This is a genomic window from Paenibacillus sp. J22P15 (assembly GCF_056269345.1).
The window spans coordinates 310,364-330,753 of record NZ_JBWDNT010000001.1 but is presented as its reverse complement, the minus strand read 5'-3'; the positions used below and the strand labels follow the sequence as shown (position 1 = coordinate 330,753).

Here is a 20,390-nt window from a genome sequence, read left to right as displayed (position 1 = left end):
GCCCATTTATTTAACCACTGCCTGTCTAAGTTGTAATGCTATATGCTGAAGCGGCAATACTTTGCTGACACACCCTGCTTCAACTGCCGATCTCGGCATACCATAGACAACGCAGGTTTCTTCTGCCTCTGCAATCGTTGTTTCAATTCCACATTCGGCAAGAATTTTCATCCCCTTCGCACCATCACTGCCCATGCCAGTCATAATCACAGCATGGCGTTTCAGTTCGCGATATTCTGCCAAAGACTCGAACAAAACGTCAACCGAAGGACGATGTCCGTTGCGCTGAGGCTGTTCTGAAAGAGAAATCGAATAAAACGAAGCATCCTTGACAAGCTCCATATGGTATCCGCCTGGGGCAATATAGACAACACCAGCGACCACTTTCTCCCCGTGCTCTGCCTCAACAACGTGCATCTCACTAAAGCTATCAAGACGTTGAGCCAAAGACTTGGTGAATTTCGGCGGCATATGCTGTACGACAAGCACGGGAGCTGGAAAATCCGCAGGTAATGAAGTTATGACCTCATGCAGCGCCCTTGGACCGCCAGTCGAAGTCCCAATAGCAACAATATGTTTGAAAGTAGAAGCTCCGCCAATCATTCTTTCTTTTTTTATTGAAGGTGGATCAACAAGATTAGTTTTAGTTTTAACCTCTGGTCCCTTATCGACTGATTTGCGAGGAGTAATTATTGATTTGGCTTTGCTCAGCGCTGCTTCCTCATGAATCGTACTTTTAAGTTTTGTATGTAAAGGGAGTGCCGCTCGCTGTTGCCCAAGTTTATTATCCACACTCGGTAGAATCGGTTGTTTTCGAACTTGAATGGGAGTTGGCAATGGTTCAAACGGCGGCTCCTTTTGTTGTAAAGCAGCATTCAACACTGCTTCATTACTTCCTTTGGAGAAACCTTTATCATCAGCTCTCGTCTCTTGCTTCTCGCTAATAGCAATAATAGGCTGATAACGCTTTGTCAGAACAGCAATATGTAATTTTTCTAGCAGGATCTCACCGACCTGACGAATATCGTTAGAGATGGCACCTGAAGGCTTTCTAATAAAATCGAAGGCACCGAATTGCAGCGCTTTTATCGTTTCTCTCGTATTGTCTTCACTAATACCTGAGAGCATAATAACAGGAGTTGGATTATCCTTCATAATGATTTGCAGCGCTTCTATTCCGTTCATTAAAGGCATTTCAAGATCTAAAGTAACGACATCCGGTTTCCATTCATGAACGGCTTCGATTGCTTCTTGACCATTCTTAGCAGTAGCTACAATAGTAAACATCGAATCTTGAAGGATTAAATCACTTATGATTTTTCGCATAAATGCGGAATCATCAACTACAAGTACGCGATAAGGAATCATCTTTTTCCCTCCTTACTTTTAAAGGATTATCTTGAAAGTCTGAACATCTTATGCAAGAATCCTTTGACACCGCCGTTAGTTGCAGATCTTTGGGGAATGTCCAGAAAGTTTTTGGCAATCCGATCCATTGCAATCGATGCTTCAGTTCCTGGATAGGCAACAGTAAATGGGATTTGCCGCTTCACGGCCTTCGAAACGTTAGGGTCATCCGGCAAAATACCTAAATGAGGCAAATCGGATTGTAGGAACCGCTGAGAAACCATACTGATTTTGTCTGCGGTTTGTTTTCCTTCTCGAAAGTCGGAGGCTCGATTGACAATTAGTTTGAAGTTAACGTCCACTTCCATCGCTTTAACCATCTTAATTAGTGCATATGCATCTGTAATCGATGTTGGTTCAGGCGTTGTCACCACGATCGTCTCCTGCGCCGCAGTAATAAATTTAACGGTTTCCTTCGAAAGGCCTGCGCCGGTATCAAATAAGATAAGATCATATTTTCCATGCAGCTTGCTTATTTCATCCGCAAAGCGATCGAGCTGCTCGGCGGTCAAATCGATTAAGTCTCTAAAGCCGGAACCTCCTGCAATAAAGTTAAGCCCTTCCGGTCCCTCTTGAACGATTTCCCAAATTGTTTTTTCCTGCTTTAATAAATGATATAAATTGTAAGTGGATGACACGCCCATAAGTACATCTATATTGGCCATTCCAATATCCGCATCAAATACGAGCACCTTTTTACCTAAACGTTGAAGAGCTAATGCGAAATTCAAGCTGAAGTTCGACTTACCTACTCCGCCTTTCCCGCTGGTAACTGTCACAACATGTGTCGTTCGGCCTTCGTCTTGAAGCTCTTGCTGCTTGACTAAATTACGTAATGCTTCAGCTTGATCCATCATAGGCTATTGCTCCCAAGCAGTTGACGAACATATACATCCACTTGAAACTTCTCTATATCGTCTGGGACAGTTTGTCCACTCGCCATATAGGTAGGAAGCAATTCATAATTCATAATCAAGTTAAAGATAGCGCCGTAGATTGATGTTTCATCTAATTTCGTAAAGAGCACTTTTCGAACGCCGTATTTACAAAAATGATTTGCAACTGCAGCCATGTCCTTTGTCTTGCCCGTCATGCTAAGTACTAGTACCGTTTCATTTGGCTCAGAAGTTTGCAGCAAGCTATTGACCTCTGAAACATGAAGCTCACTGCGAAAATTCCGCCCAGCTGTGTCCATATAGATGAGCTCGCGCTCTTCAAGCTGCTTGAAAGCTCGCGGCAAGTCCATTTGCGAAAAAACGACCTCAAGCGGCACGTTCAATATATTGGCATAGGTTCGCAGTTGATCTACCGCAGCAATCCGGTAGGTATCAGAAGTAATGAACCCTACTTTTCTTCCCTGCTTGATCGTTTGCTCCGCAGCTAGCTTCGCTATCGTCGTCGTCTTGCCAACACCAGTTGGACCTACAAAATGGATTACCCTTGCTTGATTGCTTATACTGCTGCCGCTATAAGGCTGCAGCCATCCTTCCAACAATACAGCTGCACAATTCCACACTTGCTCCCTAGAGAAATCAACTTTTTCTTCTGCCTGCCTATCTGATATCTCTTGGATCAAACGCTCGATCCACTCTGACTCTAATTCTTGTTCTGTCAAATGCTCCCGGAGCACGATCAAGTGCTCCGACATCGTTGTTATATTGTTTTGTTGCTTAGATAATTTGAGCATGTACTCTCTTAAATCGCGAATTTCATTAACGATAAATTGTTCGCGTTCCATCCTATCCTTCTGAACATCTATAACAGGTACAGCATGTACAGCAGGCGGCTCCATAACAGCAGTCGTTGACCGTTGAGCCGTTTGCAATATTTGTTCTACTACCGCATTCACTTGAAGATCGGTTTTGCGCTGAGGCTGTTCAGGGGCATTCGTCTGATTCGTTTCGATAGCGGCGATAACCTCCATCTTTTTCTTGCGAAACATCCCCATAAAACCGCCAACTTTAATTTCTTTCGTATTCAAAATAACAGCATCTTTCCCAAGCTCGCTTCGAATCTGTGAAACAGCTTCTGGCAATGCGCTCACTACATATCGTTTTACTCTCATAAGTTCACCACCCCGACGCTTTGAACTTCAATATTCGGTTCAAGCTCACTGTAAGAGAGTACCGGAACATCTTGCATCGTTCTCTCTACAATTTGTCTCAAATACATCCGAATGGTTGGTGATGCGAGTACCACAGGCTGTTGACCAGCTTGTATTTGACGATTCACATGTTCATTAAGCTTCTGATAGATTTGCTGAGTAGAAACAGGATCTAGAGCGATATAGCTGCCTTGATCCGTCTGCTGAACGGACTCTGCAATTTTTTTCTCCAGCTGCGGTCCAACTGTAATCACTCGCATAGTATCCCCACCGGATGTGAACTGCTGCGTAATCTGCCTCGATAGTGACTGACGTACATATTCTGTCAATATATCAGGGTCTTTCGTATAGTTTCCATGATCCGCTAATGCTTCAAATATGGTAACAAGGTCTCGGATGGATACCTTTTCTCTTAACAGCTTTGATAGTACTTTTTGCACATCGCCAATCGCAAGTATCGAAGGAATAAGTTCATCCATAAGTGCAGGATAAGATTCTTTCACATTTTCTACGAGTTGCTTCGTCTCTTGACGTCCAATCAATTCATGTGCATGACGTTTTATTATCTCTGTTAAATGTGTGGCAACTACCGAAGGCGGATCTACCACGGTGTAACCAGAGAGCTCCGCACGTTCCTTCATCTGCTCGTCAATCCAAATCGCAGGTAATCCAAAGGCCGGTTCTGTTGTTTCAATCCCTACGACAGAGTCATCTTCGAAGCCTGGGCTCATTGCCAAATAATGATTAAGCAGCAGATCTCCGCGTGCAACTGTGTTTCCTTTAATTTTAATGACATACTCATTCGGTTTGAGTTGAATATTATCTCGAATTCGAATAACCGGTACAACGAGCCCGAGTTCCAGAGCACACTGCCTGCGTATCATTATAATCCGATCTAGTAAATCCCCACCCTGTTGTGTATCCGCTAGCGGGATAAGGCCATATCCAAACTCGAATTCGATGGGATCGACCTGCAAGAGGCTAATAACACTCTCAGGACTGCGAACCTCTTCGATTTGCTGCTCTTCAACAAGCATATCGTTTTGCGCTTGTTTCTTATGTACTGCTTTCTGCATGAACCAGCCGCCAAAGGCAAGCAAAATGGCAAATGGCCAGGTTCTCATTGGACCGATTGGGGTTAGGCCTAACAAACCGATAGTTCCAGCAGCAATAAACAATAGTTTAGGATATTTGAATAGCTGTTCTGTAACATCTTCTGCCAGGTTACCTTCAGATGCTGCTCTTGTTACAATAAGTCCGGCAGCTGTGGAAATTAGCAGCGCAGGTATTTGACTGACCAGTCCGTCACCAATCGTAAGGATCGAGAACGTCGATAGTGATTCCCCAAAGCTTAAACCATGAATCGCCATACCAATAATAAAGCCGCCTACTAGATTGATAATTAGAATGATGATTGATGCAATCGCGTCACCTTTTACAAACTTACTGGCTCCGTCCATTGCCCCGTAAAAATCCGCTTCACGTTCAATCTTAGAACGACGATCTTTCGCTTGGTGTTCATTAATTAAACCAGCATTCAAATCAGCATCAATACTCATTTGTTTACCTGGCATCGCGTCTAGCGTAAATCTTGCTGCGACCTCGGCAACACGTTCAGAACCTTTCGTAATAACGATGAACTGTACAACTACGAGTATGAGGAAGACGATAAAGCCGATTGCAATTTCTCCTCCGCCAACCCAGCTGCCAAAAGTAGCAACAACTTCCCCTGCTTCCGCATGTGACAAAATATTTCTAGTAGTAGATACGTTCAGTGCAAGTCGGAATAGGGTAGTTATCAATAGAATGGCCGGAAATATGGAGAAATCAAGCGCTTCTCTAGTGTTCATTGCAATCAGCAAAATCATTAATGCTATCGAAATGTTTAAAATAATGAGTACATCTAGTAATAGGACTGGGATCGGGATTATCATCATGAGTACAATTCCAATTACGCCAAATAGTATTACAAAGTCCTTTGCTTTCATGACGCCGCCACCTCCCGTAGTGTTATGATTTAATTCGACCCTTTAGCTTATACACATATGCGAGCACCTCAGCCACAGCTTGAAACAGGTCTGGGGGAATGACATCCCCAATCTCCGCTCGTTCATATAGCGCTCTGGCAAGCGGTTTATTTTCCATTGTAACAACCCCGTTTTCTTTGGCTATCTCTCTTATACGAAGCGCAACATGATCCATCCCTTTGGCGATGATCCTTGGCGCTTCCATCTTCGAAGCATCATATTTCAATGCAATAGCAAAGTGGGTAGGGTTTGTGATGATGACATCCGCTTTTGGAACTTCCTGCATCATTCGCTGCATTGCCATTTTGCGCTGACGCTCTCGAATACGTCCCTTAATAATCGGGTCACCCTCAGATTTTTTGTATTCGTCTTTAATATCCTGCTTTGACATCTTCAAATTTTTGTTATGCTCATATCGTTGATAGAAAAAATCAGCTATTGCGAGGACCGCGAGGACTACGCCGATTTCAATACCAAGTTTTACAGTTAAGCCTGCGGTGAAGCTAAATATTTGTTGGATTGGCAAGCTGGCAAGTACTAATATACGGTTCCACTCTTTTGCAATGGTCATATATACGAGTACAGATACAATAGTCAGCTTTAAAATACTTTTCAGAAATTCAACCAGTGTTTTTGCAGAAAAAATTTGTTTAAAACCGCTGATCGGGTTCAGCTTGCTTATTTTCATTTTCAGAGGATCACCCGTTAGCAAAAAACCAAACTGAACAATATTACCAAGGACACCAACCAATACAGTGATCGCAAATATTGGAAGCAAAATGAGCAGCATTTCAATCGCGATAGCATTGAAGAGAGACATTACATTCGCTACTGTCAAATCCATTAAGAGCCAATCTTCAAATAGATTTCCAAAAAGCATCAAAATATGTTTTTTATAATAATCACCCAGCATGATGAAGCTCATGAAAACAAAAATTAATATTAAAGAACCGGGCAAGTCACCTGATCGTGCAATTTGCCCTTTCTTCCTTGCTTCATCCTTTTTCTTCGGAGTCGCATCCTCAGTCTTCTCCTGACTGAAAAGCTGCAAATCTAGCTCTAGACGGTAATTTCGCATGGCTGCATCCTCCTATTTCCCTTCAGGCGGCGGTCCTTGCACGATACCGAATAACTGCTCCAAAGCATCAAACATGATGGAAAACAATCTTTCGAATATGCCAGCAAGACTTGGCATTAACAAGATAAGCAAAATCATGCCGATGATAAGCTTTAGTGGAATTCCAATTACAAATACATTGAATTGAGGCGCGGATTTGGTCAGGAAGCCTAAACCAACATCCGTTAAAAACATAGCTACAACTAACGGCGCTGATACTTGTAACGCTAGCAAAAAGGTGCTCGCAAACGTCCTAACTAAAAAGTCAGTTACGCTGCCGCTCATTAATCGGCTGAATAACTCGTTGGAAAGCGGCATCCATTGATAGCTGTCCATTAAACCTGTCAATAAAAAATGATGACCGTTCATCATTAGAAAGATAACTAGGATCATCATGTATTTAAAATTGCCAAGCAACGGGGCTGACGTACCTGTATGGGGATCTACGATATTCGCCATTGCAAAACCAACCTGTAAATCCATTAAGGCTCCAGCGGTTTGCACGACCGTAAAAAACAGATAGACTACATACCCAAGCAGTACGCCGACCAATATTTCTCGAAACAGCACAAGAATATATTCAGCATCCGGTACAATCGTTTGCTTCATTCCGTAAGTAAAAAAGACGATAAGAGAGATAAAAAAACCTAACCCGATTTTGAATGTATTAGGTACACCTCTTGAGGAAAACACAGGCGCGACGACGAAAAACGCTGTTATTCGACAAAAAATCAACAAAAAAATAGGGAAACCCTGTACGATCGCGTTCATCCATTCACAACCTAACCGATGTAATTATGAAGATTGTTCAGCAGATTGTAAGTGAAGTCGATAACCGTATTAAGAATCCATGGGCCAAAAATAATGATGGACACGAAAACCGCTACAATTTTCGGAACAAATGCCAGCGTCTGCTCCTGAATCTGAGTTGTGGCTTGAAATATGCTGACTAGTAACCCTACGACCAAAGCAAGAACGAGCATTGGTGCACTGGCTTTCAGAACGATGAATACAGCCTGACTGGCCAACCCGATTATGAAATCAGTACTCATCTAACGTCCCTCCCTGCTAGTATCACGTGTTGAAGCTTAATAACAAAGATTTCACAATTAAATACCATCCATCTACTAATACAAATAGAAGAATTTTAAACGGTAAGGATATCATTACTGGAGGAAGCATCATCATCCCCATGGCCATCAGCGTACTTGCAACGATCATATCGATGACTAGAAATGGAATGAAAATCATAAACCCCATAATAAAGGCTGTTTTCAGTTCGCTTATTGCGTATGCCGGTATTAAAACAGTAAGTGGAATCCCTTCAAATGAAGCTGGTTTCTCTGTTTTTGTATAATCCATAAAGAGCATTAAATCCTTTTCCCTCGTATGAGAGAACATAAACTTCTTCATCGGAACAGAGGCTTCCTTAAAGGCATCAGTTTGTGAGATTTCACCTTTTAAATACGGCTGAAGCGCAACTTCATTCACCTGTGAGAAGGTGGGAGCCATAATGAAAAAGGTTAGAAACATTGCCAGTCCAATCAACACTTGATTGGGTGGCATTTGCTGCGTTCCTAGTGATGTTCTTACAAAGCCTAGAACAATTACGATTCTAGTAAAGCTTGTCATAAGCACCATAATTCCTGGTGCCACACTTAAGACAGTTATTAATAGAAGAATGGATAAAGCGCTAGTACCGGGCGTGTCACCACTTCCGTCGCCAATATTGATGGATACGTCGGGTAAGGGCTCCGCAAATGCTTGATTATGAAATAACATCGCAAGCAATTGTACAGCAACGATTGATATCCACCACTTATTTTTCATCATCCATCAACCGTTCATTTGATTTAGAGTCATGCAGTAACGATTCCAATTGCTGCTTGTGGTTAGCTTGTTGACTAAGCTTATTTTGCAACAAATCCTCAAAGGAGGTAGTCTTATTCCACTGCTCATTTGCAGGTTCAGGGACATTCTTGTTGTTGCGATCTTTCAGCTTCTTCATGATTTGAGAGATAATATCCTTTGACAATGCTGGTTCCTGTCGACGTTCCAGCGCGGAAATTACAGCACTAGCTTGTTCGGGATCGTCTAACTTGTCAATAAGAGTTATGTTCTCCCCTACGCCAACTATGTATATCCGTCCTGCAATCTCAACAACTTGAAGCGAATTATTTTGCCCGAGCGCGATACCGCCGAGTGAACGAAGCGATCGATTCGCTCCCCACATTCGGTTGCGCTGAGACAAAAATTTAATAACTAAAATAATCAAAACGATAACGATGGCCAGCGCCACGATAACCCAAACCATGTTTGCTGCCAGATCATTCGTTCCGGTAAACATCATTTGTTCATTATCGTTTGCGCTGCTGCCGTTTAAAGCGGCAGCAGCCGCAAATTGTGGCCCAATCGCCATCCCAAGTGCAGACACCATTGAAATGCGCGAAGCTATGTTAAACATAATATCTAACCGTTATCCGAGAGTTTTCTTGATCGCTTCAATTACACGATCAGCTTGGAACGGTTTGACGATGAAGTCCTTTGCGCCTGCTTGAATCGCATCAATTACCATTGCTTGCTGACCCATTGCTGAACACATAATTACTTTGGCGTTGCTATCAAGTTTTTTGATTTCTTTCAATGCAGTAATTCCATCCATCTCAGGCATCGTAATATCCATTGTTGTCAAATCAGGTTTTAATTCCTTGTATTTCTCAACTGCTTGAGCGCCGTCTTGGGCTTCACCGACGACCTCGTAGCCGTTCTTTGATAAAATATCACGAATCATCATGCGCATGAATGCTGCGTCGTCTACGATAAGAATGCGGTTTGCCATCTTTTTATCCTCCTAGGATGCTATTGTAATTTTTGTATGCGGTCCCATTGGCTTACGATATCCGTTACGCGAACACCAAAGTTTTCATCGATAACAACAACCTCGCCTTTTGCGATCAGTTTGTTATTAACAAGGATGTCCACTGGTTCGCCAGCTAGCTTGTCCAGCTCAATGATAGAACCTTGAGACAGCTCCAAAATATCCTTTATTTGCTTTTGGGTCCTTCCTAATTCTACAGTGACCTTAAGCGGTATGTCGAGAAGTAAATTGAGGTTTGTCTCGTCTGGTTGAATCAATGGTGCATTTCCAAAGTTAGCGAATTGCACAGGCTGTACATTAACATTTCGATTAGCTGCATGACCATATGTATGAGGCCCCGGCGGCTGCATCGACATGTCGTAGCCAGCTGCTGGTGTTTGATACGGCATCGAAGGCATCTGCTGCATCGGCGGTGCTGTATTCATTTGCGGCGGCACAGCGTGCATGTGAGCTGCTGCGGCAGTTTCCTGCATAGCCATTGCCTGTTGTGCTGCTGGAACTGCTTGAGCCGCTGGCGGCGCTGTAACTGCTGGCTGCGATGATTGATCGTCAACTACACCCATTAATATATCAACCATTTGTTTGGCAAACGGAATTGGAACCAGCTGCATGATTGTGGAATCAATGAGATCGCCAATCGTTAAGCGGAATGATATTTTTATAAACATATCAACTGGCGGCAAATGATCCATTCCATCGCCATTATTCACATCCAAAATATCAATGCCTGGCGGCGAAATGTTGACAAATCGATTAAAGATGGTAGACATCGATGTAGCTGAAGATCCCATCATTTGATTCATCGCTTCTTGAACAGCACTAATATGAATTTCATTTAGCTCTTCTACTGTAATGTCAGTACCATCACCGCCAAGCATCAAATCCGCGATGATTTGAGCATCCTTTGTCTTGATGACAAGGGAATTAATACCTTGAAAGCCGTCAACATATTGAACGCTAACTGCTACATGCGGCTTAGGGAAAATGTCTGCTAGCTCGTCTTTTCTTACGATAGTGACCAGCGGAGTCGTAATGTCTACCTTCTTGCCAAGCAATGTTGACAAAGCGGTAGCGGCACTACCAAATGTGATATTACCGATTTCACCCAAGGCAGACTGTTCCATTTCGGATAAAAAGTCTGAGAGTTGTGTTCCGACCTCAGAGTGCTGCTCCGCTTCCGGCTCACTGGAGGATTGACGTAGCAATGCATCAATTTCCTCTTGTGACAAATAGTCCTTACTCGTCATAATCTTCTTCCACTCCTTCAGTGACAATCTCATCTACTTGAACAGCTAGCCGATCCTTAACGGAGCCTGCACTGCCAATGAATTTAAGCTTGTCTCCCACTTTAATGTTCAGACCATCATTGACTGACTTATTTAATGAAATAACATCGCCTATATTCAGTCCTAGAAATTCTTGGATCGTCAGCGATGATTCACCAAGCTCAGCTACGATTGGAAGCTTCGCTTTATTTACACGCTGCTCCAATATTTCTACCTCTTCTGGTGCACGAGCCTTCTTCTGTGATACAAACCAATGATGAACGGATAGCCTGGACATGATCGGTTCAATAACGACATGCGGGATACAAAGGTTAATCATCCCTGTCGTATCACCAATTTTGGTGCTGAATGAAATGAGCGCTATCGTTTCGTTTGGTGATACAATCTGCATGAACTGCGGATTCGTTTCCAAAGCTTCAAGCCTAGGAGATATATCGATTACCGTTTTCCATGCTTCTTGCAGGCCCTCAAACGTACGACTGAAAATTTTCTCCATAATAATGGTTTCAATTTCAGTTAAGTTATTAATTTTGGAAGGCGCAATGCCTTGTCCGCCTAACATTCGATCCAGCATAGCATAAGCCACGTTTGGATGAACCTCAAGCACCATTCGACCTTCCAGTGGCTCCGCTTCAAATATGTTCAAAATCGTCATCTTAGGTATCGAACGAATAAATTCATCGTAAGGCAATTGTTCGACCTGCACGACATTAATTTGAACAAATGTGCGAAGTTGCGCTGAGAAATAGGTTGTCAAATATCGCGCGAAGTTTTCATGAATCCGGGTTAAGCTTCTAATGTGGTCCTTCGAAAAACGAACGGCGCGTTTGAAATTGTAGACACTAACTTTTCGTGTCGTTTCTTCCTTTTTTAAATCCTCTGCATCCATTTCACCGGAATCCAAAGCAGCCAGTAGCGCATCAATTTCATTTTGCGATAAAACATCAACCAAATATCTCACCTCCTTCGAGGAATGTCTGCGTAGTCAGTTAAATTTCAGCAAGCGCAAAGTTTGTAATTTCTACCTTAATCAATTTCCCTTTTGGAATGATAGGTGCAATTAGGTTGAGCAGCTTCGACTCAAGCGCGTCTTCACCAATTGAGCCGCTCAGCTCTTCAGCTGTCATATCAGCTACAACACGGTTAATAATAGGTCTAACTTCAATTTCGAGCAGCTTATCAAAATCTTCTTTTGTTTTCTTTTTGTCAAGCTGGAAAGCAAAGCTCAGCACGACAACATATTCAGGATCTTTTAGATTTCTTTTGAAATCTTTCAACTCAGATGTTACTGCCACACGCTCATCGGCCGATAGAGCCTTAACCTCGATGGTTTTTGTCTCTGTCGCCTGCTCATTAGGATCAGTAAAAAATGATTTGAACAGGATTATTGAAACAATAGCGATTAATGTGATAGACAATAGAATAGTAATTAACCAAGGCAACATTTTCTTCATGACGAGGGACCCTCCGTTTGCTCACTCATTTGGGCCGCCGCGATGAGGCCGATAGTACGAAGATACTGGTTATTAAGCTGCAACAGTTCTTTTGTTTTTTCTTTAACCACTAACTTTTTTCCTGTCGTAAGCGTAATAACCACATCCGCTGATTCTTCAATCGTTTCAATTAATAATGCGTTTATTGTTACTTTTGTTCCGTTTAATCGTGTTACTGTAATCATCAGTTACCCCCTCACACCTAGGGGAGGCACTAAGCCCCCCGCTCGTTATGACTTACCTATCGTTTTAAATTAACGACCTCTTGCAATATTTCATCGGAAGTCGTGATGATACGTGAGTTCGCTTGGAAGCCGCGCTGCGAAACGATCATTTCCGTAAATTCAGCTGTCAAATCCACGTTGGACATTTCAAGCTGACCAGAAATAATTGCGCCAGTACCGAACTCCGGGTCCGTCGCAAACGTCATGAAATCTTCAATAGAACCTTCAGGATTTGCATTTGCTGTCACTCTGTACATATTTCCACCAAGTTTCTCAAGACCGCTAGGGTTTACAACCTTAGCAACGCCAATCTGCGCAATGGGCTCCGTACCATCAGGTGTGACACCCATGATAGTTCCGTCTTGGCCAATAGAGATGGCAGTAACAGCTTCATCAAGGACGATTGGCTCTTGATCAACGCTTAATACGAAGTAGCCATCGCCTGTTACAAGCTGTCTATTCGCATCAAGTGTGAAGTTACCAGCGCGTGTCAATAGCATTTCGGAATCCTCGTTAGCTCTCACTACGAAGAAGCCATCTCCGTCAATACGAAGGTCTGTCGGTCCATTCGTTGTCATAGCGCTGCCTGCTGTATGTACCGTATCAATAGAGCCGATAGATACGCCGAGCCCTATTTGCTTAGCGTTTACGCCGCCCCGTACACCCTCTTCAGGTGCGGTAACGCCTGCAACGGTCTGGCTCAATATATCTTTAAACATAACGCGACCTGACTTGAAACCAACCGTGTTCACGTTCGCAATATTGTTACCTATAACGTCAAGCTTTGTTTGAAAGCCACGCATACCTGAAACGCCCGAATACATCGATCTTAGCATGTTCGTAATTCCTCCTGGAGTATAATTTGAATTCATTTTTTTACTTCATTAGTATGTAGGCACTATCACAAACTGCTTCAATCGGTCCACAGCTTAAGGCTTCCTGATAGGTCCAGCCTTACGATAAGATAATAGCGCTGTCTATTTGTGTAAATACGTTGTTTCGCATTTGTCCGCCATCCATAGCAGTTACTACTGTACGGCTGGGCACGTTCACAATCATAGCAATATCGCGATAAACGATTAAAGAATCCTGAGCCCCTTTAGAAGCAGCCTCTTCAACCGCATTCATTATTTTCGTCAAAGATTCTGGCTGTAGCTTAATACCTCGCTGCTGCATTCTAACCTCAGCATGATGACTAAACTTCAAAACCTTGGCATTCAGTATTTCTTGAAACTCGGTTGGTTGCGTTGTACGAATGGCTGACGCTTTATTAGGCTGCAGATGTGTTGACTTAACCGGAAATATATGACCGATTTTTACGCCTTCACTCATTAGGCACCCGCCCCTTCCTCAGCATTACCTGAATCAGAAGGTTCTGTATCGGTTTCTTCGTCTGCGTCCTCTGAGTCTCCATTTGTTTCTGAGATAGAAGTGACGTAATCTAGAGCAATTTCAGCTCCGCCTACTCTTGCATACAGAAGGCCATCCTTCGAAATAATGGAATCAACAACACCTTTGACGGTAGAAATTTCTCCAGCCTCATTATATTCGTTCCATTCTATCGTTTTGCCAATTAAGCTAGAAGCTGAGCCAATGTTTTGACGCATTAACGAAAGTTCTGTGGCCATGTTCATGAGCTGCTCAACAGAAGTAAATTGTGCCATCTGTGCAATGAAATCTTTATCCTGAAGCGGCTGCATCGGATCCTGATTACGAAGCTGCGTGACAAGAATACTAAGGAACTGATCCTTCCCAAGGGTATCTGTCTTCTTGTTTGCTGCTGCTTGTACATTTTCTTTACTATAATTCGGCCAAACGACACGAGTTGAAATGCTATCTGCCATTTCCGTTCACCCCCAATCTCTCTAGCGGAATAGATGCTCCGCTACGCTCTGACGTTTATACCGCGACCAAACCCAAGACCTTGAATGGTTGCTTGTTCAATCAATTCAGTTTCAAATTGAGCTTCGTTTGCGCTATCATCACCGTTCAGAGCATGTCGGTTTGATGATTGCTGTTGATTGCTCCCTTGTCCGTGCTGCTGCTGAAATAGCTGAGCAGCTGATTGTCCCTGCGAAACCTCTAGCTTGTCAACCATCAATCCTTGCGCCTGAAGTGCAGATCGCAGTTGAGCCATTTGATTGTCCAGCATATCTTTGGCCATTGCTGTATCTGTTTGGAAGACAGCAGTCAAAAGTCCATTTTGCATCGTTATTCGAACGTCTACTTGACCTAAATGTTCAGGGAAAAGCATGAGTTTCGCTTCCGATACGCCGTTCAGTGTTGTCATATCGAATTTTTGCACGATCATTCCCGTCATCGATTGTGCGAATTCATCTGCTGCAACAAATGAGGTTGCTGCCGCCGCATTCGCAACCAGGGGAGTAAATGTCCGAATCGTTTCCGGATTATTTGATCCAAGCTGTATTTGCGGGTTTGTTTCTACTGTTGTAACAGCTGCTTCTGATTCGATTGCCTGCTCCATGCCTTGAACTGCCGTTGACAATATTGCAGGATGAACCGATTGCTGCGATAGTCGTTGCAGAAACGTACTCACATCAGTTTGTTGCAAGTTTTGAGCTGTAAACAGTTGTTGTGTAAGGACGGTCGATTTCGTATTCGTATTCGTTTTCGTTGTATCCACCGGCTCGCCTTCCAAAATCGCTGTTAACACTTGAAGCTGCTGAGCTATCAAAACGGACGGCTCTTGCTGACCAATCTGCTTTGTCGTTCCCTGCTGAAGCATGACTTGTAATTGTAGCAAAGTATCCTGCAAGCTTGCCTTAATATTGACTGCGTTTTGTACCTCTTCAGGAGCGGCTATGGTTGCCTCTTCACTCGTCAATTTACTAATCGATTGCTGAATAACAGGTACTGGAATGCCAAGTAGTGCGAGTAATGCATTCATTTGATCCAAAACTGCCTCTAACTGCTGAAGCTGCTCTTCGTCAAGTGGTGCCTCACTCTCTTCTTCACCAGCTGCCATCAGGTTATCAAGCAATCCATCAATGATCGACATGAGATCAGATAAGGTTGGAGCAATGCCCTCCTCAACGCTAGGCGCTTCCTTAGCTGCATTCGCAACAAGTTGCACTTCCTGTGTCTGATTACTTTTGTTAGCCCCATCACTATTAAGCTGCTGTACTAGTGTTTTCTGGAACGCAGCTCCATCCGTGCTTTTGCTTACTTGTCCATTTGAAGTCGCTTGTGCCGCTGGCTGTGAAGAAGAAGCTTGTGGAATCATCATTTCCATTTTTTCCACCTCCTTTCAAATCGATATTTCAAATTTCAGTCGGCTATTAGCTTCCTGTCATTAGTTTGGCTACAATCTTAGCAGTCGTTGTTTCGTCTATTCCCGACATTTCAGCCAAAATCGACGACCGCGTCTTATTGTCCACCGCATTCAAAATCCGAAGAACCTTGCTTGGGCTCACATCTACCATTTTAATTAATAATTCCCCAGCGCTCTTCGCATTCATAGCAGTGAAGGTTGCACCTAATTGCTCCTGATCAAGAACAGAAGATGCTGGCTTCGACTCTGATGACTTCTGAGATTCAAGTCTGGATTGAAGGGCTGCAATTTGTAGATCCTTTACCTTCACATTATCCTTTAGCTGCATAGCTGCATCAGCCGCCGTCTGAGGATTCATCTTTTCCATAATTCGAACTCTATCATCGGGCCGCATATTGGCGAACACGAGTACCATCTCGTCTAAGGTCATACTTTGCAAGATCGGAGCAGCTTTACTTGGCGTGATTTTCGAAAACATGCTTGCCAGTTCTTGAATTTTCGCTTGATATTGTTCATCTTCAAGCAATTGTTCATCGTTAACGCCCTTAAGCTGAGTATTATCACTCTCTAAGTCCTTAACCTCTTGCTCAAGCGTTGCCTTCGTTTGGTTCGCTGCTGCCAGTTCACTTTCAATTGCTGTAAGCTGAGCTTGCAGATCTGCAATTTTGGCAGACATGTTCGCCGACTTCAAATCTTCATCATTTGTCGTACCGCCTGCAATCATTGGCTCAGGCAGTACGTCTTTTAAGAATGGAACTGAGTTTCCGGCTTCCAGCATTTTATTGCGAAAATCAATATTAAATAAGGTATACAAAACGCCGAGTAATACGATTGCAAATAAAATGGGTGTCATCAAAAACATAATTCGTTCCAGCGTACTATAGCCTTGCTTTTCGTTATTCGTACCCGCCAATTCCACTCACTCCCTCTAGCCGGTGTCACGCATCACTTTATGGGGTTGGTATCATGAAACGGACGCTAGCCAGCTCATCCAATTCGTTCTGCTCTTTAATTTGCATAGCATACTGGAACCGATCACGCGCATGATCTTTTGCCTTAAGCCACACTTTCTCATCTTTCATCTTGTCTGAAAGTTTAAGTCTGCTTTGCTCAACCGCCTTCTGTGCATGCAACACATCTTTCAATTTGCTTGTTATACAAGTTACTAAATAGTCCAAATATTGCTGAATGACTTGAAGCTCAGATAAAGGAACGGCAGTCTGAGAAGCTTCAAGCAGCTTATATTCCCATTCTTGTTGCTTTGCTCTCAATTGCTCTAGCGAAAGCTCCTCCGCTGCAAGAGCACCAATAGCTGACGAGAGAATCCACTCTGCCTGTGTTTTCTCACTGGATTTCAAATCAACAACCTTTTGAAACGTATAACGAAATGATGCCATCTAACGATTCAACTCCTGTAGAAGTCAGTAATCAAGCGATTTTGCGCTTCCTCTAAGCTCACCTTTTCATTGGTCTTTTGCTTCGTGTAGCTCTGAATCGGTTCAATAAATTGAAGCGCCATATCAATTTCTACATTTGATCCTCGTTGGTACGCCCCTATATTGATCAAGTCTTCCGAATCTTTATATGTAGCTAGTAATTTCTTTAATTCATTCGCGGCATCCTGCTGTTCTTCCGTTACGATTTCCTTCATAACGCGGCTAACAGAAGCTAACACATCGATTGCAGGAAAATGACCCTTATGAGCTAACTGGCGACTAAGAACGATGTGACCGTCCAATATTCCGCGGACAGCGTCCGCAATGGGTTCATTCATATCGTCACCATCAACAAGCACGGTATAGAATGCCGTTATAGATCCGGTAGGGCCTGTGCCTGCACGTTCTAGCAGCTTTGGCAGTGCCGCAAAAACAGAAGGCGTATAACCTCTTGTAGCCGGAGGTTCACCGATGGCTAAGCCTACTTCACGCAGCGCCATCGCGTATCGCGTAACCGAGTCCATCATCAACATCACGTTTAGGCCGCGATCGCGAAAATATTCTGCAATGGAAGTCGCGATCAATGCGCCTTTCATACGGATTAGTGCAGGTTGGTCGGAAGTTGCTACGATAACGACCGAGCGGGCTAACCCTTCAGGGCCAAGATCCTTCTCGATAAATTCGAGCACTTCACGTCCGCGCTCGCCTATTAAGGCGATTACGTTGACATCAGCAGATGTATTGCGTGCAATCATACCGAGCAGCGTACTTTTACCAACGCCAGATCCAGCGAATATCCCAACACGCTGACCACGTCCTACAGTAAGAAGACCGTCAATCGCTCTTACTCCGATACCAAGCGGCTCAATGACGCGTGGACGTTTAAGCGGATTACTTGGTTCATTATAAGTTGAATAATGAGGCATGCGTCTTGGTAAAAAGGATCCATCGAGCGGGTTTCCTAGGCCATCTAATACTTTACCTAGCAGCTCAGAGCCGATCTGAACCGTCAACGGTTTGCCAGTACCTACGACATCACAGCCAGGATTAATCGACTGTAGATCTCCTAAGGGCATGAGAATAACCTTATTATCACGAAATCCAACGACTTCTGCCTTGATTGGCTTTGCTCCCTTGGATGGATAAATAAAGCAAACGTCGCCTATACTTGCATCCGGTCCCTCAGATTCAACCGTGAGACCGATGACCTGAGTAACTTTACCGTTCACCCGAACGGGATCAAGAGGCTGTAAGTGTTCTATGTACTTGAGCACATCTAAATTATTCAATATCATCGTGATGACCTCGCTCTTCGCCGCTGTGATGAGCAAGATGAATTAATTCACGTTTAATTTCAGCAAGCTGTGTGTCAATCCGAGAGTCTATACTGCCAAATGAAGAACGAATGACACAGCCATTGTCCTTCACAGTTGAATCGGGCAAAATTTGCAATTCTGCTTGTGAATCAATAGCGAAGTGAAGCTCTTCCCTAGCAGCCTGTACGAATGCAAGCTGACCAGGTGCGACACAAAGTGTAATGACACCTTGTTCTCTGCGCCTTGACAACGATTTGCGAATTAACTCGATAGCCATCTCAGGAGCCATCGTTAACTGCTGTCCGATGATTTTTTCTGCGATTGCACAGCTTAGTTCTACAAGAAAAGGCTCAGCTTCCTGAATGATTTGTTCTCTCATTTGAAATGCAGTTTTCAGCACATCTGTTGCTTCGGTTAGCTTTTGCTCCCAGATCTCACGCATCTCTCTTTGCGATTGGGCAGCTCCTTCGGCATAACCAAGCTCATAACCTGCTAGCTTTGAGCTTTCAGATTCCGCTTCGTCTTCTGAACGTTTTTGCAGCCACCACACATCGATTTGCTGCTGCGTTTCAGATAGCAGCCTTTCACTTTCTTGTGCAGCATCTCGCAGTCGTTCTTCTGCATAAAGCTGAGCATCGTTTAAAATTTGATCGCGCAAAGTTATGGTTTCTTCATCCGGAACAGGATCAATAGCCGCTTCCTGATCATGAGCTTCATTGATTTCAAGATTTCGTTGATGCAACCATTCCAGCTGTTTCAATTGGTCAAGAGTAATCACACTCGAAGATTTGATCAAATTAGACAATGATATCGTCTCCTCCACCACGAGCGATGATGATTTCACCAGACTCTTCTAGCCTGCGAATGGTAGCAACGATACGCGTCTGTGCTTCTTCAACATCACGAAGCCGTACAGGACCCATGAATTCCATTTCTTCTTTAAAGGTTTCAGCCATACGTTTCGACATATTGCGGAAAATAGCTTCTCTAACCTCTTCACTTGCCACCTTAAGCGCAAGCTGAAGATCTGAGTTCTCAATATCACGTATGATCCGTTGAATTGAACGATTGTCAATATTGACAATATCCTCGAATACGAACATACGTTTCTTGATCTCTTCTGCAAGTTCAGGATCTTGAATTTCGAGTGCGTCGAGTATGGTACGTTCTGTTCCGCGATCGACACCGTTCAAAATTTGAACGATCGAATCTATACCGCCTGCATTCGTATAATCTTGTGTTACGGTTGCCGATAGTTTTTGTTCAAGGACACGTTCAACCTGTGAAATCACTTCTGGCGATGTGCTATCCATCAAAGCAATTCGCCTTGCAACCTCAGCTTGTTTCTCTTGAGGCAGCGATGAAAGGATATGTGATGATTGTTCGGATTGTAAATAAGACAATACCAAAGCAATCGTTTGAGCATTCTCATTTTGAATAAAGTTCAAAATTTGATTAGGCTCGGCCTTTCTAGCGAAATCAAACGGTCTTACTTGAAGCGTAGCTGTTAATCGATTAATAACTTCTAGAGCCTTTTGTTCACCAAGCGCTTTCTCCAAAATATCTTTGGCGTAAGAAATACCGCCTTGCGTGATATACTCTTGAGCCATACATATTTGATGAAACTCACTTAGAATCGTTTCACGGTCAACACTATCCACTTTACGGACATTAGCAATTTCAAGCGTTAGCTGTTCAATTTCTTCATCCCGTAAATGCTTGAATATTTGTGATGATACATCAGGTCCAAGCGTAATGAGCAAAATGGCAGCTTTCTGACGACCTGATAATCCTTGCATTGATTTTGACA

23 protein-coding genes are annotated in these 20,390 nt (G+C 43.4%); all 23 read right to left on the bottom strand.

Annotated elements, in window-relative coordinates; all coding sequences use genetic code 11:
* Nucleotides 1–6 precede the first annotated feature (6 nt).
* A complete protein-coding gene (locus tag AC0YN6_RS01585) occupies nt 7–1,368 on the bottom strand; it encodes a protein-glutamate methylesterase/protein-glutamine glutaminase (protein ID WP_475744605.1) in 1,362 nt (453 codons plus the stop codon).
* A 26-nt stretch (nt 1,369–1,394) separates the two neighbouring features.
* The gene (locus AC0YN6_RS01580; RefSeq protein ID WP_475744604.1) at nt 1,395–2,264 is read right to left on the bottom strand and encodes a MinD/ParA family protein; all 870 of its coding nucleotides are present in this window, start codon (nt 2,262–2,264) and stop codon (nt 1,395–1,397) included.
* Entirely contained in the window at nt 2,261–3,472 is a 1,212-nt protein-coding gene (gene flhF, locus AC0YN6_RS01575; protein ID WP_475744603.1) for a flagellar biosynthesis protein FlhF, read from the bottom strand. Before flhF ends, AC0YN6_RS01580 begins: the two co-directional genes overlap by 4 nt.
* Nucleotides 3,469–5,499 carry a flagellar biosynthesis protein FlhA gene (gene flhA / locus AC0YN6_RS01570; protein ID WP_475744601.1) on the bottom strand — a complete coding sequence of 677 codons (2,031 nt, stop codon included), beginning with the start codon at nt 5,497–5,499 and terminating at the stop codon, nt 3,469–3,471. The genes flhF and flhA overlap by 4 nt, the downstream gene beginning before the upstream one ends.
* A 22-nt stretch (nt 5,500–5,521) precedes the next feature.
* Complete coding sequence (flhB, locus tag AC0YN6_RS01565; protein WP_475744600.1) at nt 5,522–6,616, bottom strand: flagellar biosynthesis protein FlhB; 1,095 nt, start codon at nt 6,614–6,616, stop codon at nt 5,522–5,524.
* 12 nt (nt 6,617–6,628) lie between these two features.
* Nucleotides 6,629–7,426 (bottom strand): flagellar biosynthetic protein FliR, encoded by a 798-nt coding sequence (gene fliR, locus AC0YN6_RS01560; protein WP_475744599.1) that lies wholly within the window; start codon nt 7,424–7,426, stop codon nt 6,629–6,631.
* 11 nt (nt 7,427–7,437) lie between these two features.
* Nucleotides 7,438–7,707 carry a flagellar biosynthesis protein FliQ gene (gene fliQ / locus AC0YN6_RS01555; RefSeq protein ID WP_475744598.1) on the bottom strand — a complete coding sequence of 90 codons (270 nt, stop codon included), beginning with the start codon at nt 7,705–7,707 and terminating at the stop codon, nt 7,438–7,440.
* 22 nt (nt 7,708–7,729) lie between these two features.
* Nucleotides 7,730–8,437: a flagellar type III secretion system pore protein FliP gene (gene fliP, locus AC0YN6_RS01550; protein ID WP_475745503.1), complete on the bottom strand. Its 708-nt coding sequence runs from the start codon at nt 8,435–8,437 to the stop codon at nt 7,730–7,732.
* A 37-nt stretch (nt 8,438–8,474) separates the two neighbouring features.
* On the bottom strand, nt 8,475–9,119 hold the full coding sequence (locus AC0YN6_RS01545) for a flagellar biosynthetic protein FliO (RefSeq protein ID WP_475744597.1): 645 nt from the start codon (nt 9,117–9,119) through the stop codon (nt 8,475–8,477).
* Nucleotides 9,120–9,131: 12 nt separating this feature from the next.
* Complete coding sequence (locus AC0YN6_RS01540; protein ID WP_475744596.1) at nt 9,132–9,494, bottom strand: response regulator; 363 nt, start codon at nt 9,492–9,494, stop codon at nt 9,132–9,134.
* 20 nt (nt 9,495–9,514) lie between these two features.
* Nucleotides 9,515–10,780, bottom strand: coding sequence for a flagellar motor switch phosphatase FliY (gene fliY, locus AC0YN6_RS01535; protein ID WP_475744594.1), 1,266 nt, complete (start codon nt 10,778–10,780; stop codon nt 9,515–9,517).
* Nucleotides 10,770–11,771, bottom strand: a complete 1,002-nt coding sequence (fliM, locus tag AC0YN6_RS01530; protein WP_054028979.1) for a flagellar motor switch protein FliM — start codon at nt 11,769–11,771, stop codon at nt 10,770–10,772. Before fliM ends, fliY begins: the two co-directional genes overlap by 11 nt.
* A gap of 37 nt (nt 11,772–11,808) precedes the next feature.
* A complete protein-coding gene (locus AC0YN6_RS01525) occupies nt 11,809–12,273 on the bottom strand; it encodes a flagellar basal body-associated FliL family protein (protein ID WP_475744592.1) in 465 nt (154 codons plus the stop codon).
* The gene (locus tag AC0YN6_RS01520; protein ID WP_475744590.1) at nt 12,270–12,497 is read right to left on the bottom strand and encodes a flagellar FlbD family protein; all 228 of its coding nucleotides are present in this window, start codon (nt 12,495–12,497) and stop codon (nt 12,270–12,272) included. Before AC0YN6_RS01520 ends, AC0YN6_RS01525 begins: the two co-directional genes overlap by 4 nt.
* Nucleotides 12,498–12,553: 56 nt before the next feature.
* A complete protein-coding gene (gene flgG, locus AC0YN6_RS01515) occupies nt 12,554–13,372 on the bottom strand; it encodes a flagellar basal body rod protein FlgG (protein WP_475744589.1) in 819 nt (272 codons plus the stop codon).
* A gap of 118 nt (nt 13,373–13,490) precedes the next feature.
* Nucleotides 13,491–13,868, bottom strand: a complete 378-nt coding sequence (locus AC0YN6_RS01510; protein WP_475744588.1) for a TIGR02530 family flagellar biosynthesis protein — start codon at nt 13,866–13,868, stop codon at nt 13,491–13,493.
* A complete protein-coding gene (locus AC0YN6_RS01505; RefSeq protein ID WP_475744586.1) occupies nt 13,868–14,380 on the bottom strand; it encodes a flagellar hook capping FlgD N-terminal domain-containing protein in 513 nt (170 codons plus the stop codon). The genes AC0YN6_RS01510 and AC0YN6_RS01505 overlap by 1 nt, the downstream gene beginning before the upstream one ends.
* A gap of 41 nt (nt 14,381–14,421) precedes the next feature.
* Nucleotides 14,422–15,789 carry a flagellar hook-length control protein FliK gene (locus AC0YN6_RS01500; RefSeq protein WP_475744584.1) on the bottom strand — a complete coding sequence of 456 codons (1,368 nt, stop codon included), beginning with the start codon at nt 15,787–15,789 and terminating at the stop codon, nt 14,422–14,424.
* A gap of 46 nt (nt 15,790–15,835) precedes the next feature.
* Nucleotides 15,836–16,747: a MotE family protein gene (locus AC0YN6_RS01495; RefSeq protein ID WP_475744583.1), complete on the bottom strand. Its 912-nt coding sequence runs from the start codon at nt 16,745–16,747 to the stop codon at nt 15,836–15,838.
* 31 nt (nt 16,748–16,778) lie between these two features.
* Nucleotides 16,779–17,225 (bottom strand): flagellar export protein FliJ, encoded by a 447-nt coding sequence (fliJ, locus tag AC0YN6_RS01490; RefSeq protein ID WP_475744582.1) that lies wholly within the window; start codon nt 17,223–17,225, stop codon nt 16,779–16,781.
* An 8-nt stretch (nt 17,226–17,233) separates the two neighbouring features.
* Entirely contained in the window at nt 17,234–18,559 is a 1,326-nt protein-coding gene (gene fliI, locus AC0YN6_RS01485) for a flagellar protein export ATPase FliI (protein WP_475744581.1), read from the bottom strand.
* Complete coding sequence (locus tag AC0YN6_RS01480) at nt 18,546–19,385, bottom strand: FliH/SctL family protein (RefSeq protein ID WP_475744580.1); 840 nt, start codon at nt 19,383–19,385, stop codon at nt 18,546–18,548. The genes fliI and AC0YN6_RS01480 overlap by 14 nt, the downstream gene beginning before the upstream one ends.
* Nucleotides 19,378–20,379 carry a flagellar motor switch protein FliG gene (fliG, locus tag AC0YN6_RS01475; protein ID WP_475745502.1) on the bottom strand — a complete coding sequence of 334 codons (1,002 nt, stop codon included), beginning with the start codon at nt 20,377–20,379 and terminating at the stop codon, nt 19,378–19,380. The genes AC0YN6_RS01480 and fliG overlap by 8 nt, the downstream gene beginning before the upstream one ends.
* Between the last annotated feature and the right edge of the window lie 11 nt (nt 20,380–20,390).

Bases quoted from the DNA above. Each gene is read 5' to 3' on its own strand.
- AC0YN6_RS01510 (WP_475744588.1), bottom strand. From the start codon at position 13,868: ATGAGTGAAGGCGTAAAAATCGGTCATATATTTCCGGTTAAGTCAACA.
- fliJ (WP_475744582.1), bottom strand. From the start codon at position 17,225: ATGGCATCATTTCGTTATACGTTTCAAAAGGTTGTTGATTTGAAATCC.
- AC0YN6_RS01505 (WP_475744586.1), bottom strand. From the start codon at position 14,380: ATGGCAGATAGCATTTCAACTCGTGTCGTTTGGCCGAATTATAGTAAA.
- fliP (WP_475745503.1), bottom strand. From the start codon at position 8,437: ATGTTATTTCATAATCAAGCATTTGCGGAGCCCTTACCCGACGTATCC.
- AC0YN6_RS01500 (WP_475744584.1), bottom strand. From the start codon at position 15,789: ATGGAAATGATGATTCCACAAGCTTCTTCTTCACAGCCAGCGGCACAA.
- fliG (WP_475745502.1), bottom strand. From the start codon at position 20,379: ATGCAAGGATTATCAGGTCGTCAGAAAGCTGCCATTTTGCTCATTACG.
- flhF (WP_475744603.1), bottom strand. From the start codon at position 3,472: ATGAGAGTAAAACGATATGTAGTGAGCGCATTGCCAGAAGCTGTTTCA.
- AC0YN6_RS01580 (WP_475744604.1), bottom strand. From the start codon at position 2,264: ATGATGGATCAAGCTGAAGCATTACGTAATTTAGTCAAGCAGCAAGAG.
- AC0YN6_RS01545 (WP_475744597.1), bottom strand. From the start codon at position 9,119: ATGTTTAACATAGCTTCGCGCATTTCAATGGTGTCTGCACTTGGGATG.
- AC0YN6_RS01540 (WP_475744596.1), bottom strand. From the start codon at position 9,494: ATGGCAAACCGCATTCTTATCGTAGACGACGCAGCATTCATGCGCATG.
- flhA (WP_475744601.1), bottom strand. From the start codon at position 5,499: ATGAAAGCAAAGGACTTTGTAATACTATTTGGCGTAATTGGAATTGTA.
- fliR (WP_475744599.1), bottom strand. From the start codon at position 7,426: ATGAACGCGATCGTACAGGGTTTCCCTATTTTTTTGTTGATTTTTTGT.
- fliQ (WP_475744598.1), bottom strand. From the start codon at position 7,707: ATGAGTACTGATTTCATAATCGGGTTGGCCAGTCAGGCTGTATTCATC.
- fliI (WP_475744581.1), bottom strand. From the start codon at position 18,559: ATGATATTGAATAATTTAGATGTGCTCAAGTACATAGAACACTTACAG.
- fliY (WP_475744594.1), bottom strand. From the start codon at position 10,780: ATGACGAGTAAGGACTATTTGTCACAAGAGGAAATTGATGCATTGCTA.
- AC0YN6_RS01585 (WP_475744605.1), bottom strand. From the start codon at position 1,368: ATGATTCCTTATCGCGTACTTGTAGTTGATGATTCCGCATTTATGCGA.
- AC0YN6_RS01525 (WP_475744592.1), bottom strand. From the start codon at position 12,273: ATGAAGAAAATGTTGCCTTGGTTAATTACTATTCTATTGTCTATCACA.
- flhB (WP_475744600.1), bottom strand. From the start codon at position 6,616: ATGCGAAATTACCGTCTAGAGCTAGATTTGCAGCTTTTCAGTCAGGAG.
- AC0YN6_RS01520 (WP_475744590.1), bottom strand. From the start codon at position 12,497: ATGATTACAGTAACACGATTAAACGGAACAAAAGTAACAATAAACGCA.
- flgG (WP_475744589.1), bottom strand. From the start codon at position 13,372: ATGCTAAGATCGATGTATTCGGGCGTTTCAGGTATGCGTGGCTTTCAA.